Consider the following 17,279-nt stretch of genomic DNA (forward strand, 5'->3'; position numbering starts at 1 on the left):
TCGCCAAACAGCGTTGCGCGCTTCTTATTCAAAAACGGCATTTACTTCGCCGTTTTTATTCTTTCACCACTCAGTACCATTCGTTCATAGTCCGCCCACTGTCTGTTGCAAATGGACAGGGCGCACCGTCACGAAAGGACGCCAAGATCGAATCGCTGGCTGAACACCTTACACAGGGGCAAGGCAGCAGCTTTTTTTGCGTGAAAGACATGACTGCTTCAAGCGCGGAAAATCGGGAACGAATCGGGCAGCTTTTCAAACTCAATTACCAGTGGCTCTGCGCGCGCGTCCGCTCGCGCATGGACTGTCCCCACAATGCAGAAGACATCGCCGCCGAAACCTTCGCCCGCGTGCTGACCATGCCCGATCCGGCCGCGTTTCGCGAGCCCCGGGCCTTGTTGAGCACCATCGCCCAGCGGCTGATCTATGAAGGCTGGCGGCGTCGCGACCTGTCGCGCGCCTATCTGCAGGCCATGCAAAACATCCCCGAAGTTTTTCATCCCTCACCTGAAGAGCAGATGATGCTGATTGAAAGCCTGATGGCAATCGACCAGTTGCTGGACGGTCTCAATCGCCAGGCCAAAGCGGTGTTCATCCTCAACCAGATCGAGGGCCTGCCCTATTCGAAGATCTGTGAACGGCTGGGGATTTCCCTCGGCACGGTTCACGGCTACATGGCCCAGGCACTGCGTTGCTGTTATCAGGTATTCGATTCATGAAGCATGCACCTGACCGGGCCTTCAAAGACCCGATCGCCGAAGAAGCCATCCTGTGGATGGTGCGCTTGCAGTCCGGCGAAGTCAGCCCCGGCGAGCACCAGGCGTTCGAAGCGTGGCGCGCCACCGACAGCCGTCACGCCGCCGCTTTCAGGCGGATCCAGATCGGGCTCGATACCGCGCAGGGCTCGCCCCTGCGCGGACGCCCGAGCGCGCCGATACTCCACGCCATCAACGCGCCGTCCGGACGCCGCACGTTCTTGCGCAACAGCCTGGCACTCGGCGGCCTGGCCCTGTCGATCGGCCTGCTGGGTCGCGCGGTGCAGTGGCCCTCGCCCAATGACCTGCAAACCGGCACGGCAGAGCGCCGCAACTGGCAGTTGGTCGATGGCAGCCGCCTGCAACTCAATGCCCGCAGCCGGGTGTCCACCGCCTTCGTCGACAATCAGCGCCAGTTGCAACTGCACCAGGGCGAGCTGGTGCTCGACGTGGCCAAGGACGCCCATGTGCCGTTTGTCCTGCGCACGGCCCAAGGCGTGATCAGGAGCAACGGTGGTCGCCTGATGGTCCGCCAGAACCCCGATGCGACGCGCATTGCCACGCTGGACGGGCCACTGCGGCTGATACCCGAGCGCGGCGCGGTGGTCACCATCGAGTCGCGCCGCAGCGTGCTGTTCGACGACAAGGCCATCGTCCATCAACAACCGCTGATGAGAGGCGAAGCGGCCTGGCTGGATGGCTGGCTGGAAGCGCGCAACCAGCCGCTGGCTGAGGTCGTCGAGACGATCCGCAGCTACCGACCGGGCATCGTCCGGCTCGACAGCAGCCTTGCCGACCTGACCGTCAGCGGCCTGTACCCGCTGGACAACAGCGACCAGTCGCTGGAAATGCTCGAACAGCAACTGCCGATCAAGGTGCGTCGCTTCAGCGCGTACTGGATCAGCATTGAGCGCGCCTGAGCTGGTTCTATCGATAAGCCAAAACGATCTAGGGCAAAACTGAAAATTCACTGAAGCAGTTGCTCATGGAGGTTACATCTCCGTGAATAGTGAAATTCGAAATGCCGACACCGTCCCGAACCTTCGCCCTTGCCCCCCTCGCCTATGCCCTGCTGCTGAGCCTCGCCGCGGTGCCGGAAATCGCGGCGGCTGATGACAGCGCCAAAGCCGATCAGCACCGCGAGTACTTCGCCATCGACGCCGGCCCGCTCGCCGACACCCTGCTGACGATTTCTCACCAGACCCGCACGCCGATCTCCTTCGACCAGGCCTCGCTGGAAGGCTTGAACAGCCCGGCCATTCGTGGCGACCTCAGCCGCGACCAGGCGATCGACCGGGCACTGCGCGACACCGGCCTGCAGGCCAACTACACACCCAGCGGCGCCATCGTGATCAGCCTCGCCGGCGCCAAGCGCTCAGCGACGCAACCGGTCAAAGCCAGCCGCGCGCACACCTCGTCCCCGGCGGCGCAATCCGATACGACGCTGGCCACCGTGGTGACGCTCGGCACCCGGCGTCAGGACGTCACGGCGCTGAAAAGCCTGGCGCCCGTGGAGCTGATCAGCCCCGAGCAAATCCAGAACACCGGCGCCGTCACGCTCAACCAGGCGCTGACCCAACTGGTGCCGTCGTTCAACTTCCCGCAGGGCCAGAACGCCTCCAAAGGCACCAGCGCGGTTCGCGCCGCCTCCCTGCGCGGGCTGAGCCCCGCCTACACGCTGATCCTGGTCAACGGCAAACGCCGCAACCCCACCGGGCGCCTGTCAGGCGTCGATCCATGGGGCGCCGACCAACTGGTGGAGCTCAACAACATCCCCATCAGCGCCATCGAGCGGGTGGAAGTCCTGCGTGATGGTGCCTCGGCGCAGTACGGCTCGGATGCCATCGCCGGCGTGCTCAATATCGTGCTCAAGGAGCGCGACAGCGGCGGCGGCCTGCAGACCCGCTACGGCCAGTACAAAAAGGGCGACGGCGAAACCCGTAACGCCAGCGGCTGGTGGGGCACCAGCCTGCCGGGCGACGGCTTCCTCACCCTCAGCGCCGACGGCCTGAGCAACAACCCGGTGGACCGCAGCGGCGTCGATCACCAGTACGTCAACGCAGGCCCCGCCGGCGACCTGAGAACCGGGCGCTGGGGCCAGGGCGGACGCGAACAGGGCTCGCTGCTGGCCAACGCCGAACTGGGGCTGAACGACCAGGCCAGGCTCTACACCACGCTCAACTACGGCTACTCGAACAACATCAACGATGTGAACCCCAACTACGCAAGCTCGCGGGACAACATCAAGGCGATTTACCCCAACGGCTTTCAGCCACGGGTGTCGGAAAAACGCTATGACCAGTCAGCCGTCGCCGGCCTGAAGTACGCCGACGATCTGCTCGGCAACTTCGACCTGTCGGTGTCGTACGGCAAGAACGAGGTCAAGGGTTACCTGGAAAACAGCCTCAGCCCGAGTTACGGCCTGGCCACCGCAACGCACTTCTACCGCGGCGCCAGCGAGAGCAAGACCACTAACCTTGCACTCGACTGGGACCACGAGCTGAACTTCAGTTGGGCACCGTCGCCCTGGACCCTGTCGGGCGGCGCCGCCTACCGGCATGAAAACTTCGCCATCAACGAGATCGGCGACGAGCAATCCTGGGACTACGGCGGCGGGCTGATCCCCGCAGGGCAACTGGGCGCCGGCCAGCGCGCGCGGTTTGGCGCGGTGGACATCGCCGGGATCAACCCGGACGACCTTGGCAGCCTGTCGCGCAACGTCTACGGGCTCTACGCGGGCCTCGAAGGTCACCTGACCGAGAACCTCGAACTGGGCACCGCCTTGCGTGCGGAGAACTATTCGGACTTCGGCGACACGGTCAACGGCAAGCTGTCGGCGCGCTACACCTTCACCCCGGAGTTCGCCGTGCGCTCCACCTTCAGCACCGGCTACCGCGCACCGAGCCTGGGCCAATTGTCGACCCAGACCACCACCTACACCGGCAACTGGAGCTTTGACGGCGGCGCCGCCGCGCCAGGCCGCACCCGTCTGTTTCGTCCTGGCGACAGCGCCGTGGCAGCCTTCGGTGCCAAGGAGCTGGACGCGGTAAAAGCCCGCAACCTGTCGCTCGGTTTCGTGTGGACACCCACCGACCGCACATCGCTGACCATCGACGCCTACCGCATCGATATCGACGGCAACATCCTCGCCACCTCGACCCTGCAGGACCCCGCCAACAACAGCTCCACGGCCGTGCGCGACATCCTCGCCCAGGCCGGCCTCAGCGCATTTACCGGCGCCTCGTTCTACACCAACGGTTATGACACCAAGACCCGCGGCATCGACGCCCAGCTCAAGCACCGGCTGGACCTTCAGGAGTTCGGCCGGCTGGACCTCGGCGCCGGTTTCAGCGTCACCGACACCAAGGTCAGCAACGTGAAACAGGGCAGCGTGCCGACCCGCACCGGAACCACCCTGTTCACCCGCGACGTGCTGCTCAACCCGGAAAACGGCACGCCAGAAAACAAGCTGATCCTGTCCAGCGACTACACCCTGGGCAAGTGGGGCGTGAACGTCCAGGCCACCCGCTTCGGCGAATACACCTACAACCACCCCACCCTCGCCAGCCAGGACCAGACCTTCAGCGCGCAATGGGTCGTGGACCTCGACGTGCGCTACCAGTTGACCCGCGAGCTGGGCCTGAACGTGGGCGCCAACAACCTCTTCGATACCTATCCCGAGAAGTACAAGTCGTTCAACCAGGTCAACGGCATCAACCGCTACGGCTTCATCGCCCCGGCCGGTGCGTCCGGCGGTTTCTATTACGTCGGTTTGAACTACCAGTTCTAAACGGGGAACAGCAGCATGAATCGAGACATTCACAGCGCCCCGCCGCCGCAGCGGTTGTTCATCAAGCTCGCCCGGTTGAGCGGACACCGGGCCAGCCCACGGGCACTGGTGAAGACTGCGTGGTTCATTCCCTTTCTCGGCCTGATCGCGGTGCTGTTCGTCTGGCCGCTGATCATGCTGGTAGTGGGTGCGTTCCGCAGCAAGGCGCCGTTTCTGCCGGGCGAGTGGACGCTGGCCGCGTGGCGCGTGGCGTTCCACAACCCCGGCATGCTCGCGGCGGTCTGGGCCTCGGTGAAGATCGCGCTGGTCAGCACCAGCGCCTCGCTGCTGCTGGCCATCGCCCTGGCGTTTATCAGCGAGCGCACCGACTTGCGGGTACGCCGCTGGATCATGCCGAGCATGCTGCTGGTGTTCGTCACGCCCGGGATTTTCTATGCCATCGCGTTCACCCAACTGGCCAACCCATGGACCGGCCTGCTCAACGATGCCCTGCGCCACGGGCTGGGCATCGAGACGCCGTGGCTGAACATTCAGGGCTGGTGGGGCATTTACACCGTGCTGATCCTGAAGAAAGTCGCGCTGACCTACCTGTTCATCGCCGGCGCCTTCCGGGCGCTGGACAGCTCCCATGACGAGGCGTCCTACCTGTCGGGCGCCGGGCCGTTGCGCACCTTCCTCAGCATCAATCTGCCCAGCCTTGCGCCGGCGCTGACCAGCGTCGCCCTGCTGGGAATCATTGCCGGGCTGCAGGTGTTCGAGCCGATCCTGATCCTGGGCGGCCCCGACAACATCGTGGTGATCGCCACCTTGCTGCTGAACCTGCTGGGCGGTGGCGCCGGGCCCGCCGACTACGCCCAGGCGAGCATCCTGTCGAGCCTGTTCGTGGCCTTCGTCGCCCTGATCTACCTGGGGCAACTGCGGGTGCTGGGGCGCAAGGGCTTCGTGTCGGTCAGCGGCAAGTTTTCCCGCGCCCGGCTGTTGCGACTGCGCGGCCTGCGCTCACTGGTTTCCGCGCTGGTGGTGCTGTTTCTGCTGGTGTCATTCGTGTTGCCGCTGGGGGCGTTGGCGTTCTCCTCCATCCAGCCTTACCCCGGGGTCTACAGCGGCTTGTCGCTGGCCCGCTACGTCAGCGTTCTGGAGCAGCCGCGGGTGATCGAAGCGATCCGGGTGACGCTGGTGCTCGGGGTGATTGTCGGCGCGGTGGTCATGACCCTGGCCTTCAGCGTCGCCACCCTCGCCCGGCAACTGGGCCGCCGCAGCCAGGCGGCGCTGCGCTTCGCCACCCTGATTCCGCTGGCCATGCCCGGCGTGGTCACCACCGTGGCGATCTCGTGGGCGTGGCTGAGCATCCCGGCGTTCGCCCAGTTGTACGGTTCCATCTGGCTGGTGGCCCTGGCGCTGATCGTCACCGCCATGCCGTTCGCCAGCCAGATCGCGCTGTCGGCCACCGCGCAGATTGCCCCGTCGCTCTCGGAGGCTGCGCGCATGAGTGGCGCCGGGCCCGTGCAGACCTTCTTCGAGATCGTCCTGGCGCTCGCCGCACCCAGCTTCATTGCCGGCTGGTTCATGAGCGCACTGATGGTCTCCGGCAACCTGGAAGTGCCGCTGCTGCTCAAGTCCCCCGGCGTGAACACGCTGGCGGTCATCACCTACAACCTGCAAAGCGCCGGCGACTACAGCATGGCGGCCGCCCTGCTGATGGTGCTGATGGCGTTTTCGGTCGCGCTCTGGGGCGCGAGCCTTTTGACCCTTTGGGCCTTTCGGCGCGCACGTCACCTCAACAATCACCGCAACAAGCAACGTGCCCTCGGTCTCACCGCCGGCACGTCGGGAGGCTTTTGACCATGAGCAGCGTAACCCTCAACCATGTACGCAAGGCCTTCGACGGGCGCGTCAATGCCATAGAACACCTCGACCTGAAGATCGAGCACGGCGAGTTCTTCGTGCTGCTCGGCCCCAGCGGTTGCGGCAAAACCACCACGCTGCGCTGCATCGCCGGCCTGGAAGAACCGGACGCCGGGCAGATCCTGCTGGGTGAGCGCACCGTGGCCGATACGCAACAGGGCCTGTTCGTCGCGCCGGAAAAACGCAACATCGGCATGGTGTTCCAGAACTACGCGCTGTGGCCGCACATGACGGTCAGGCAGAACGTCGCCTACCCGCTCAAGACCCGCACCCGCCTTGGCGATGAGCAACACCGCCAGGTCATCGAAGCGCTGCAACTGGTGGGCCTCGAAGGCTACGCCGACCGTTACCCGGCCGAGTTGTCGGGCGGCCAGCAGCAACGTGTAGCCCTGGCGCGGGCGTTGGTGGCCCGCCCGGCGCTGATGCTGTTCGACGAGCCGCTGTCGAACATGGACGCGCAACTGCGCATTCGCCTGCGTCAGGACTTGCGCCGCATCCATGACGAACTGGGCTACACCGCGGTGTACGTGACCCACGACCATGCCGAGGCGCTGGCACTCGCGGACCGCATCGCGGTGATGAACGCCGGCAGGCTGGAACAGATCGGCACACCCAGCGAAATATTCCTAACGCCACGCACCCATTTCGTCGCCGAGTTCGTCGGTTTCGAAAACCTGCTGCGCGGCCAGATCAGCAAGACCTCGGGCGAACTGGCCCACGTTGCCCTCGCCGGCAGCGACTTGCAGCTTGTCTCCGGCAACCCCATCGGCCTCGCCGCCGAAACACCGGTGTGGCTCGCACTGCGCGCCGCGCAAATCGTCGCGGTGCCGCTGGATCATCCGGTGCCCGACAACGCCACCCTGCTGACCGGCATCCTGTCCCAGGTGACCTATGCCGGCGACCGCTACCTCGCCCAGGTGGTGGTCGAAGACCGCACCCTCGCCGTGACCCTGGCGCTGGATGTCTGGGGCACGTCAGCGCATACCCGCGAGTCGGTGTCCGGGCGCTCGGTGCATGTGCTGATCCAGCCTGGCGCCGCCGTGGTGATGCCGCGGGACGAACAGCCCGCGCACGACACCGCCGCCGCCACGCCCTCCGAACGGGAGGCGGCATGAAGCGCCTGCCCTACAGCCTGCGCCTGACACTGGTGGTCGCCGCCCTGGCCGGCGTGTTCGCCCTGGGCACCCGCCAAGGCGCGTTCAACGACGAGGAAGCGACCCAGCGCACCCGCGACCTGACCGGCAGTGCCGCGCAGCAGGCGGCGATGGAGTCGCTGTACCGCGAAGCGCTCAAGGCCGGCGAGCATCAGGTGGTGGTCTATCAGGCGGCCATGGACTACGAATGGCAGCCGCTGTGGTCGCGGTTCGCTCAGGCCTTTCCCGGTATCCGCGTGACCTACATGCACCTGTCGCCGACCGCCGTGACCGACCGGCTCGACGTCGAGAAAGTCACCGGCGCGCACTACGGCGACCTGATCAGCCAACCGGTGAACGTGGTCATGGACATCGCCGACCGCGGCTACCTAGAAGGCTGGCGCCCGCCAACCGCGGACGATCTGGACACGCGCTGGCACTACAAGGACCAGGTCTGGTTCACCTTCAACAAGGTCTATGGCCTGGGCTACAACACCCAGCGCGTTGCCGAGGCGGCGCTGCCGAACAATCTCGAACAACTGCTCGCCGATAAATGGCGCAACAGCTTCGAATACGGCGCGCCGGGCGGCGGGGCCGGCACCACCGACGTGGCCTTGCTGCAACTGCTGGTGCAGCAACGCATTGGCGTCGAGCAACTGACCGCGCTGCGTGATCGCGGCGGCGCCGGCGGTGCGCAGGAAGCCGGCGTGATCAGCCTCGCGCAGGGGCGCCGGGCCTTGAACCCCTGGGCCTACCTGCCGCCGCTGATGCGACAGCAACAACTGGGGGTGCCCATCGCCATCGACTACCCGGCGGACTTCACCTTGCTGGTGCCGTTCGGCCAGGGGCTGGTGCGCCAGCCCGCCCATCCCCATGCCGCACGCCTGCTGCTGACCTGGCTGATGAGTCCCGACGCCCAGGCATTGCTGGCGAGCGAGGCGTTCTCGCTCGGCAACATGCCCGACGCCCCGCTGCCACCGGGGCTGCCCGCCCCGGCCGCGGAACAGGCCCGGCACAACATGCTCAGCCCGCAAGACACTGCGCGCGGCCTCAAAGAGTGGGTGCCCAAGCTGCGGGCACTCTGGCAACAAACCCTGTGAGCAACGATCAAGGAATTGCACATGCCTGAACCGAAGATTGACCTGCACAGCCACTGGTTTTCCCCCACCGTCACCCGCCTGCTGAGCGAGCGCCGCCAGGGTGTGCGTATCGAACGTGCGCAAGCGGGACCGGTGGCGCTGGTGCGCGGCGTCGACGATGCCCTGCCGGCACGCTTCGACCTGGGCCCGCAATGGTTCGACCTCGACCTGCGGCTCGAACACCTGGCCTCGGTGGGCATCGTTCACCAGCTTATTTCGTGGCCCACCACACTGGGCGTCGATCCGCTTTCCGCACCCGGCGAAGCGCTTGAACTGTGGCAGGCCTACAACAAGGACCTGGGTCAGTTGGTGCGCGAGCATCCCGCCCGCTTCTCCGCCGTTGCCGCGCTGTCCACCTCGGACATCGGCTGGTCCGTCGATGAGCTGGCCCGCGCCCATGAGCAGTGGGGCCTGATCGGCGCGGTACTACCGGTGAACGTGTTCGCCTCCAGCGAAGCGGCGGCGCACATCCGGCCCTTGCTGGTCGAAGCGCAAAAACACCGCTCGCACCTCTACCTGCACACCGGTAATGGCCACGCCAGCATCAGCGGCCAACCGCCCGCGCCTGAGGCCCGGGATATCGCGGCGGTTCGTTCGGCGGTCGCCACGGCCAGCGGATTTGCCAATGCGGTGTTCACGCTGCTGTTCACCGACCTGCTGGACGAGTTCCCGGACATCACCGTGCAGTTCGCCATGCTCGGCGGTTCCGGCACCTTCGCCAACCTGCTGGAGCAGTTCCTCGCCGCGCCGGAACGCTACGGCGCCACCGACATCCGCAAGCGCCTGGCCCGCCTGACGTTCGACACCGGCGCCGCCGGCCGGGGCACCGAGGCCATCACCCATGTCGCCCGGGTGCTGGGCCACGAGCACGTGGTGTTCGGCACCGACTACGCGCCGTTCGCCGACACCCGCGAGGTGATCGAAAACATCCGGCGCGCCCCGCTGGATGCCGCCGCGCAACGCGACATCTTTTTCCACAACCCCGCCCGGCTGCTGCGCAGCAAAGGCGTGACCCTGACTGACCTGACCTGATAGAGAGACCCGCCATGACCGTGACCACCCAACGTGTTGCCGTACCCGATGTGCCTGCCGAAATCGACGAAATCGTCGCCTGGCACAGCCACATCTACTTCTCCGAAGAAACCCGCCACATCGCCGAACGCCTCAACGAAGAACTGCAGGACCGCTTCAAGATCTGGGACTACCGCTGGCTGGATCAATCCAACGGCCTGCACCCGACACCGATGTTCCGCTTCGCCCTGCTCAAGGAAGACTTCGAGCGTTATGTGTACTGGATTCTCGAAGCGCGCCAGGGCCTGAGCGTGTTGCTGCATGCGATCACCGAGAACGTCTACATCGACCACTCCTACCTGACGCTGTGGTTCGGCAAACAGCTCGACCTCGGGCTGGACGGCATGCGCGAAAAAGAAGCGCAACGCCTCGCCGGCGAACCGACCGAAGTGAACAGCGTGCTGCTGGTCGGTCAGCAACAGCACCTTGCCGGGACGGTGCGCTACCGCCCGGGTGACGACACCTACAAGACCCGCGACTGGCCCGCGCCGAAACTGGCCTGACCCTCACTGATAGCGCCAGCCCTCCCGGCGAGGGCGGCGCTGCCTGCCAGAACCGGTCATCCGGCCTGTTTGAATCAAAGGACTTCCATGACGTCGACCACGGTTCCCGACTCGCATATCCCCACACTGGCTTCGAGTCCGTTTCGCTTCACCCTGCAATTCGCCCGGCATTTCCTCGGTTGGTATTTGCTGATCGTGACCTTGCAAATCCTCTCCTCGGCCTGCGGCGTCACCGTGTCGCTGGCACTGGGTCAGGTGGTCGGGGCACTCAGCCACGACTTTTCCGGCCCGCGCGACCTCAACGCCGTCTGGCCACCGCTGATCCTCTTCGTCGCGCTCAACCTGGGCGAGCTGGTGTTTGGCCGCGTCGCCGGTTTTTGCCGGGTGCATGTGGCGCCGCTGCAACGCACCCGCGTCACCGCCCACCTGTTCGCCTACCTGCAACACCACTCCCAGCGCTACATCGGCAGCAACTTCGCCGGCTCCCTGGCCAACCGCATTTCCGAGACGTCGATGGGCGTCAACATGACCTTGTGGGCGCTGATCTTCGACGTGATGCCAGTGCTGGTGACCATGGCCGTGGCGGTGATCATTCTGGCCGGCGCCAGCCCGTTGCTGGCCGGTTTCACCTTCGTCTGGTCCGTCGCTTTCGTGCTGCTGTCCTCCGTGCTGGCGCGGCGTTGCCAGCCGTATTCACGGCTGTTTTCCGCGGCCCGCAGCGAAACCACCGGCCGCGTGGTCGACGCCGTGAGCAACCTGACTGCGGTGCGCCTGTTCGCCCGCATCGGGTTCGAACGGGCGCACCTGCAGCAATTCCTCTCCCGCGAAGTGGACGCCGCCCGACGTGCCTGGGGCTTCAACGAAAAGATCGTGCTGTTCCAGACCAGTGCTTCACTGGTGCTGAAAATCGGTCTGCTGGGTTTTGCCCTGTGGCAATGGCGCGAGGGCGTGATCGGCGTGCCCGAATTCGTCATGAGCACCACGCTGTCGTTCGTGGTGATCGCCGAAGCGCGCAACATCAGCCGGCGCTTTCTCGACCTGTTCGAATACTTCGGCAACATCGAGAACGGCGTGCGAACCATCGTCGTGCCCCATGAGATCGTCGACAGCGAACAGGCGCGCGACATCCGCATCGCCAAGGGCAGCATTGAAATCCGCAACCTCAGCTTCGGCTATCAGCCGGGCCAGGTGCTGTTTCACAATCTCAATCTGGTGATCCCGGCCGGACAGCGGGTCGGTCTGGTGGGCTATTCGGGTTCCGGCAAATCGTCGCTGCTCAACCTGCTGCTGCGTCAGTACGATCCGCAGCAAGGCGTGATCAGCATCGACGGCAAGGACATCCGCCAGTTCACCCAGCACTCCCTGCATTCGCAGATCGGCCTGATCCCTCAAGAGCCGGGCCTGTTCCACCGCAGCCTGCTGGATAACATCCGCTACGGCGATCCCGATGCCAGCGAGTCGGATGTCGAGTCTGCCGCGCGGCAAGCCCACGCCCATGACTTCATCGAGAAAATGGACAAGCGCTACCACTCGCTGGTGGGCGAGCGTGGCGTGCGGCTGTCGGGTGGCCAACGGCAACGCATCGCGATCGCGCGGATCATCATCAAGAACGCGCCGATCCTGATCATGGACGAAGCTACCGCGAGCCTCGACTCCATCACCGAGCAAGCCATCCAGGACACCCTGACCGAAGTGATGCGCGACAAGACCGTACTCGTCGTCGCCCACCGCCTGTCGACGGTGGCGCAACTGGACCGGATTCTGTTTTTCGATAACGGCCAGATCATCGAGGACGGCTCGCACGATGAACTGCTGTCGCGGCCCGATGGCGCATATCGCCGGCTGTGGGAGCGTCAGGTGGGCGGTGTGCTGCCGCTGCATGCGGTGGGCTGAAAGGCCATAACGAATCACACATAGGCAACATGTGGTTGGCGACATGGGCGCGGTTGGCCCGGTTCTCTAGCATGGGCTTCGCACTGGACAAGTGCAGAGCTCATAACAAGGAGAACAATAATGTCCACCGCCGCCTTGGCCTGCCAGACCGTGACCTGGAACCCGATCACCAAGACCAGCTCATTCACCCCGCACGACCGCGAGATCCTCACCCGGCACTGGCACCCGGTGGCCTTCAGTTCGGAGGTCACCGACAAACCCTACGCCGTCACCCTGCTCGATGAGCCGGTGGTGCTCTACCGCACCGGCGGCAAGGTGAACGCCGCCCGCGATATCTGCAGCCATCGCGGTGCACCACTGAGCAAGGGCTGGGTCCAGGGCGAAAACATCATCTGCCCCTATCACGGCCTGCACTTCGGCACCGATGGCCGCTGCACCCGGATTCCCTCCGAACCCAACGCCAACCTCACCGAGCGGCATCGCATCCAGATGTACCAGACCCGCGAGGACTACGGCCTGATCTGGGTGTTGATGTCCGGCACCGAGGCGCCTTTCGCCGAGATGCCGTCGTGGCACGACGAGAGCTTCCAGCGCATCCTGCCACCATCGATCGATATCGCCGCCTCGGCCGGGCGTCAGGTGGAAGGCTTCATCGATGTCGCCCACTTCGCCTGGATTCACCATGAGGCCTTTGCCGAGCGCGACAATCCCGTGGTGCCGACCTACAAGGCGCAGGTCACGCCCTATGGCGTGCATGCCGAGTACATCAGCAATGTCAGCAACTTCCCCAAGTCCATGCAGCACCGCGCCCCGGACGATTTCCTCTGGACGCGCACCTTCGATGTCTTCGCGCCGTTCACCGCGCGCCTGACGGTCAACTTCCCCGACCCGCACCAGCGCCTGGTGATCCTCAACGCGGCCAGCCCGATCTCGGCGCGCAAGACCCGCATGTTCTGCGCCATCACTCGCAACTTCGACAAGCACATGCCACTGGAAGACGTGTACGCCTTCAATCAGCAGGTGTTCGAAGAAGACCGCGACATCGTCGAACTGTGCCGCCCCGAAGACCTGCCGCTGGACCTGTCGCTGGAAATCCACATTCCCGCCGACCGTTCGTCCACGGCCTACCGCCGCGCCCTGAGCGCATTGGGCCTGGGCCGCGCCTTCACCAGCTGATCAATCGACGGGAGGTTTCACCATGTACACATGGGAATGTCTGGTGTGCGGCTTTATCTACGATGAGGCGGCCGGAAGGCCGGAAGACGGCATCGCCGCAGGCACTCGCTGGGAGGACGTGCCGGACGACTGGTACTGCCCGGAATGCGGCGTCGGCAAGGCCGATTTCGATATGGTCCGGGTCGGCGCGAGTGAAGCGCCAGCCCAGGCCGCAGCTCAGGCGGATCCGCTGGTCATCCTCGGCTCGGGCCTGGCCGGTTACACCCTGGCCCGTGAGCTGCGCAAGCTCGATGCCGACACACCGATCCTGATCGTCACCCGCGACGGCGGCGAGTTCTATTCCAAGCCGGCGCTGTCCAATGCGTTCCAGACCGGTCGTCAGCCGGACCAATTGGTCACCTCCAGTGCCGAGCAGATGGCGGTGCAACTGAAGGCCCAGGTCCGGCCGCGCACCGAGGTCGAGCGTATCGATGCCGAAGCACAACTGGTGTGGCTCGACGGCCAGCCGCAACGCTACCGGTCGCTGGTGCTGGCACTGGGCGCCGATGCCCGCCGCCCGACCCTGGCCGGCGATGGCGTGGACGCCGTCATCACGGTCAACGACCTGGAGGACTACCGCAGCTTTCGCCAGCGCATCGGCGACAACAGCCGCATCGCCATTCTCGGCGCCGGGCTGATCGGCTGCGAGTTCGCCAACGACCTGCGTCACGCGGGGCACGAGGTGCATGTCCTCGACCGCGCCACCTGGCCGCTGAGCCGCTTGCTGCCGTCCGAAGCCGGGGAGGAAATGGCCAATGCGCTGAAATCCATTGGCGTGCACCTGGCACTGGGCAACACGCCGGTGGCGGTGCAGCGGACCGGCTCGGGGTTGCTGTTGCAGATGGCCGACGGTGAAGGGCTCGACGTCGACTACGTGCTCTGCGCCATCGGTCTGGAACCCCGCAGCGCACTGGCCCGCTCGGCGGGGATCGCGGTGTCTGGCGGCATCATCACCGATGCCTGCCTGCGCACCAGCGCCCCGAACATCTACGCCTTGGGCGACTGCGCGCGGGTGCATGACCTGGTGCTGCCCTACGTGATGCCGATCATGCTCCAGGCCCGCGCCCTGGCCCGGACGCTGGCCGGCGAACCAACGCCGGTCGCCTACCCGGCGATGCCGGTGACCATCAAGACCAGCGTTCTGCCCACCGTGGTCGCCTCGCCGCTGGACAGCAACGGCCTGTGGTCCACCGACCTGGGCGAGCGTTGCGACAAGGGGATTGCCGCGGTGCGTTCGCTCTACCACGACGAGCACCGCCGCATGCAGGGCTTCGTATTAATGGGCGCCGCCACCCAGGAAAAGGCGGAACTACTGAAAGCGCTCCCGGACTGGCGCTGACAGAGGGAGCATCTGCGCATGGACGCGCTTTTGGGCATCGCTATATATTCAGGTACATAGCGATGCCATTTTTCCGAGAACTTCCATGCCCAACTGCGATGCCCAACTGCTGCGCACGCTCTACACCCTGTTGACCGAATGCAGCGTGTCGCGCACCGCCGAACTGCTCGGGCAGACCCAGCCCGCCGTGAGCGTCTCGCTGCGCCGCCTGCGCGAACTGACCGGTGATCAACTGCTGGTGCGCAGTGGCAGCCGCATGCTGCTGACCAGCCATGGCCAGTCGCTGATCGACCCTGTTGCCCAGGCGCTGGAAGGCATCGAGCAGATCATCAACCCCATCGACCGCTTCGACCCCGCCACCACCCGGCAGACCTTTCGAATCAGCACCCCGGATTACCTGAGCGTGTTTTTCGTTCCGGCGATCATCGAACGCTTCAACGCCCAGGCCCCGTTCGCCACGCTGGAGCTGACGCACCTGCAGGCCGAGGGCGGGTATTCACGTGGACTGGAAGAAGGTTATCTGGACCTGGTGATCGGCAACTGGCGAACGCCGGCCGAACACCTTCATCTGCAACCGCTGTGCGATGACGATCTGGTGTGCCTGCTGCGCGAGGAACACCCCATCCGTCCGGGCTGCCTGAGCCGGGAGGCCTACACCGAAGCGGATCACCTCGCGGTGATGACCCACAACGCCTCCGGGCAGGGCACCATCGGCGCCGAGCTGGCCGGAACCGGCCTGGAGCGGCGGGTCACGACGACCCTGCCGTATTTCTGCCTGGCGCCTTATGTGCTGGTGAAATCCAACCTGCTGTTCACCACCACCCGCTCATTTGCCAAGCACTACACCGAACTGCTTCCGCTGCGCATCGAACCCTTCCCGGTGCCGGCGCCGCCGTTGAGGTACTACCAACTGTGGCATGCGCGCAAACACCGGTCGCAGGCGTCGAAGTGGCTGCGTACTGTGGTGCTGGGGGCCGCAAGGGCGATTGCGCCCAAGGCCTGAGCGGGCGTTTTCTCGGCCTAATTGGCCTGGAGATCCACCACCAGGTCTTTCGCGGCCTTGGTCGCCAGGACGCTCATCAGTTTGCTCATTTCGTCCTGCCGTCCGACACCGCCTTCAGCGCCGCCCATCATGACCGAGGGCACCGGTGCCCGGGCCGCTGCCTCGGCCCAGGCCTGGTTGATCCGCACCAGAGCTTCGAGTTTTGCCTGCAAGGCACCGTCAGCCTTGAGCGACGCCGACCGTGCATAAGCTTCGGCATCGGCGGTGATCTTGGTCGCTTCTCCGTTGACGCGGGCTTGGTCCCGTAGCAGTTCGGCGGTCTGTTTGTCGATTTCGGCCCGCCGCTGTTCACGTTCGGCATTGATCAGGGTGAGCTGTTTCTCGGTCTCGGCCTGTGTGGTGCGCTCGATCTGCTCGCGCAGGCTCTCCTGGCGCCTGGCCTCGACATCCTTCGCGCCACGGGCCGAGACCAGTTGTTTTTCTTCCTCTTCCTTGAGCCGGTTCTGCCGGGCGACGGCCAGTTCGGCCAGCGCCTGCTGCACGCGCACCATGCGTTCCTGGTATTGCGGATTGGGATCGATATGGGTGACCCGGGCGTCCACCACATCCACGCCGAATAGACGGAATTGTTGCTGCTTGCGAATCTCCAGGCCGTTCGCATCGCGCAGCTTCTCGATGATGAAACGGGTAGCAAGGTTGTCGCCATATTGGCCCTGCTCGGTGCCCGCCTGGAGGATAGCGGTCTGTGCCGGCGGGTTGTCGCGCTGAATACGCACTTCCTTGCGTTTGGTCAGGTAAAGGCCGTCGCGCAACTGGTTCTCGAACTCGGCACCGAACTGGCTTCGGTCGCCGGCATAGTAGTCATCCGCACTCATCAGCGACGCGGTGGCTTGCAGGGTTTCCTTGACCGCCGGGAGCAGTGCCCGCTGCATGAAGTTTTCCGGGGTTCGGTATTCCTGCGCGATGGTCAGGAAGGCATCACCTGCCGGCAGGCGAAACTGCGTGCTGAACTCGACCTTGGCGTCGACGTTACCCAGGAACACGATCGGCAGGGTGCCGACGGTCACCGTAGGAGTGCCGCTCGCGTGGGTGTCACCCTGAAGTGCCGATTGCACACCGATCGTGCGCTTCCACATGGTGGTGCGACCAAACCATTGAGTGGCGTAGCCAACGTCCTCGACCACCTTCTCTTCACCGAAGATGGTGCGCACATGGGCCATATGACCTGCTTCGTTGTAGAAAAACACCTGGCTGAACGTTGCCGTAAAGGCACCGATGGCGATCAGCGGGACAGCAACCAGGGCAACGGCTTTGCGGCTTATGCGCGGAACGTCAACGTCGTGCAGTGAAGAGTTGGGCATGAAGGCCTCCTTGTATGGGAGCGAGCATGCTCTGCGTTGCACATTGCCCCCGCAATGAGGCGATTCGGAGCAGATTGTGAGAATTGTCTGACGAATTAGAGCTGTTTTTTCTTCACTCCTCAGACTCCGGGAGAATTCAGTATTCGGACTCGCCTGACAGATCGAACAAAAA

At 64.8% G+C, this 17,279-nt stretch carries 13 protein-coding genes; 12 read left to right on the forward strand and 1 reads right to left on the reverse strand.

Annotated features, from left to right (window positions below; all coding sequences use genetic code 11):
* Window positions 1-209: 209 nt before the first annotated feature.
* From HWV67_RS25220 to HWV67_RS25275, 12 genes are all read left to right on the forward strand, one after another.
* Window positions 210-719, forward strand: coding sequence for a sigma-70 family RNA polymerase sigma factor (locus HWV67_RS25220; RefSeq protein WP_110971926.1), 510 nt, complete (start codon window positions 210-212; stop codon window positions 717-719).
* Window positions 716-1,675, forward strand: a complete 960-nt coding sequence (locus tag HWV67_RS25225; protein ID WP_175653230.1) for a FecR family protein — start codon at window positions 716-718, stop codon at window positions 1,673-1,675. The genes HWV67_RS25220 and HWV67_RS25225 overlap by 4 nt, the downstream gene beginning before the upstream one ends.
* A 101-nt stretch (window positions 1,676-1,776) precedes the next feature.
* Window positions 1,777-4,545, forward strand: a complete 2,769-nt coding sequence (locus tag HWV67_RS25230) for a TonB-dependent receptor (RefSeq protein ID WP_175653231.1) — start codon at window positions 1,777-1,779, stop codon at window positions 4,543-4,545.
* Between the two features lie 15 nt (window positions 4,546-4,560).
* A complete protein-coding gene (locus tag HWV67_RS25235; RefSeq protein ID WP_175653232.1) occupies window positions 4,561-6,387 on the forward strand; it encodes an ABC transporter permease in 1,827 nt (608 codons plus the stop codon).
* A gap of 2 nt (window positions 6,388-6,389) precedes the next feature.
* The gene (locus HWV67_RS25240; protein WP_175653233.1) at window positions 6,390-7,565 is read left to right on the forward strand and encodes an ABC transporter ATP-binding protein; all 1,176 of its coding nucleotides are present in this window, start codon (window positions 6,390-6,392) and stop codon (window positions 7,563-7,565) included.
* Window positions 7,562-8,683 carry an ABC transporter substrate-binding protein gene (locus HWV67_RS25245; protein WP_175653234.1) on the forward strand — a complete coding sequence of 374 codons (1,122 nt, stop codon included), beginning with the start codon at window positions 7,562-7,564 and terminating at the stop codon, window positions 8,681-8,683. The genes HWV67_RS25240 and HWV67_RS25245 overlap by 4 nt, the downstream gene beginning before the upstream one ends.
* A 21-nt stretch (window positions 8,684-8,704) precedes the next feature.
* Window positions 8,705-9,754 carry an amidohydrolase family protein gene (locus tag HWV67_RS25250; protein ID WP_175653235.1) on the forward strand — a complete coding sequence of 350 codons (1,050 nt, stop codon included), beginning with the start codon at window positions 8,705-8,707 and terminating at the stop codon, window positions 9,752-9,754.
* A gap of 14 nt (window positions 9,755-9,768) precedes the next feature.
* Complete coding sequence (locus tag HWV67_RS25255) at window positions 9,769-10,296, forward strand: DOPA 4,5-dioxygenase family protein (protein WP_110971933.1); 528 nt, start codon at window positions 9,769-9,771, stop codon at window positions 10,294-10,296.
* Window positions 10,297-10,383: 87 nt separating this feature from the next.
* Window positions 10,384-12,189, forward strand: a complete 1,806-nt coding sequence (locus HWV67_RS25260; RefSeq protein ID WP_175653236.1) for an ABC transporter ATP-binding protein — start codon at window positions 10,384-10,386, stop codon at window positions 12,187-12,189.
* Between the two features lie 120 nt (window positions 12,190-12,309).
* Window positions 12,310-13,365, forward strand: a complete 1,056-nt coding sequence (locus HWV67_RS25265; protein WP_175653237.1) for an aromatic ring-hydroxylating dioxygenase subunit alpha — start codon at window positions 12,310-12,312, stop codon at window positions 13,363-13,365.
* 22 nt (window positions 13,366-13,387) lie between these two features.
* Window positions 13,388-14,743 (forward strand): FAD-dependent oxidoreductase, encoded by a 1,356-nt coding sequence (locus HWV67_RS25270; RefSeq protein WP_175653238.1) that lies wholly within the window; start codon window positions 13,388-13,390, stop codon window positions 14,741-14,743.
* A gap of 85 nt (window positions 14,744-14,828) precedes the next feature.
* Entirely contained in the window at window positions 14,829-15,746 is a 918-nt protein-coding gene (locus HWV67_RS25275) for a LysR family transcriptional regulator (RefSeq protein ID WP_175653239.1), read from the forward strand.
* Between the two features lie 17 nt (window positions 15,747-15,763).
* Here the strand turns inward: HWV67_RS25275 and HWV67_RS25280 are convergent, their stop codons facing one another.
* Window positions 15,764-17,107, reverse strand: a complete 1,344-nt coding sequence (locus tag HWV67_RS25280) for an SPFH domain-containing protein (protein WP_175653240.1) — start codon at window positions 17,105-17,107, stop codon at window positions 15,764-15,766.
* Window positions 17,108-17,279 lie beyond the last annotated feature (172 nt).

It is taken from the genome of Pseudomonas sp. Marseille-P9899, from assembly GCF_903166565.1.
GTDB classification, from domain to species: Bacteria; Pseudomonadota; Gammaproteobacteria; order Pseudomonadales; family Pseudomonadaceae; genus Aquipseudomonas; species Aquipseudomonas huaxiensis.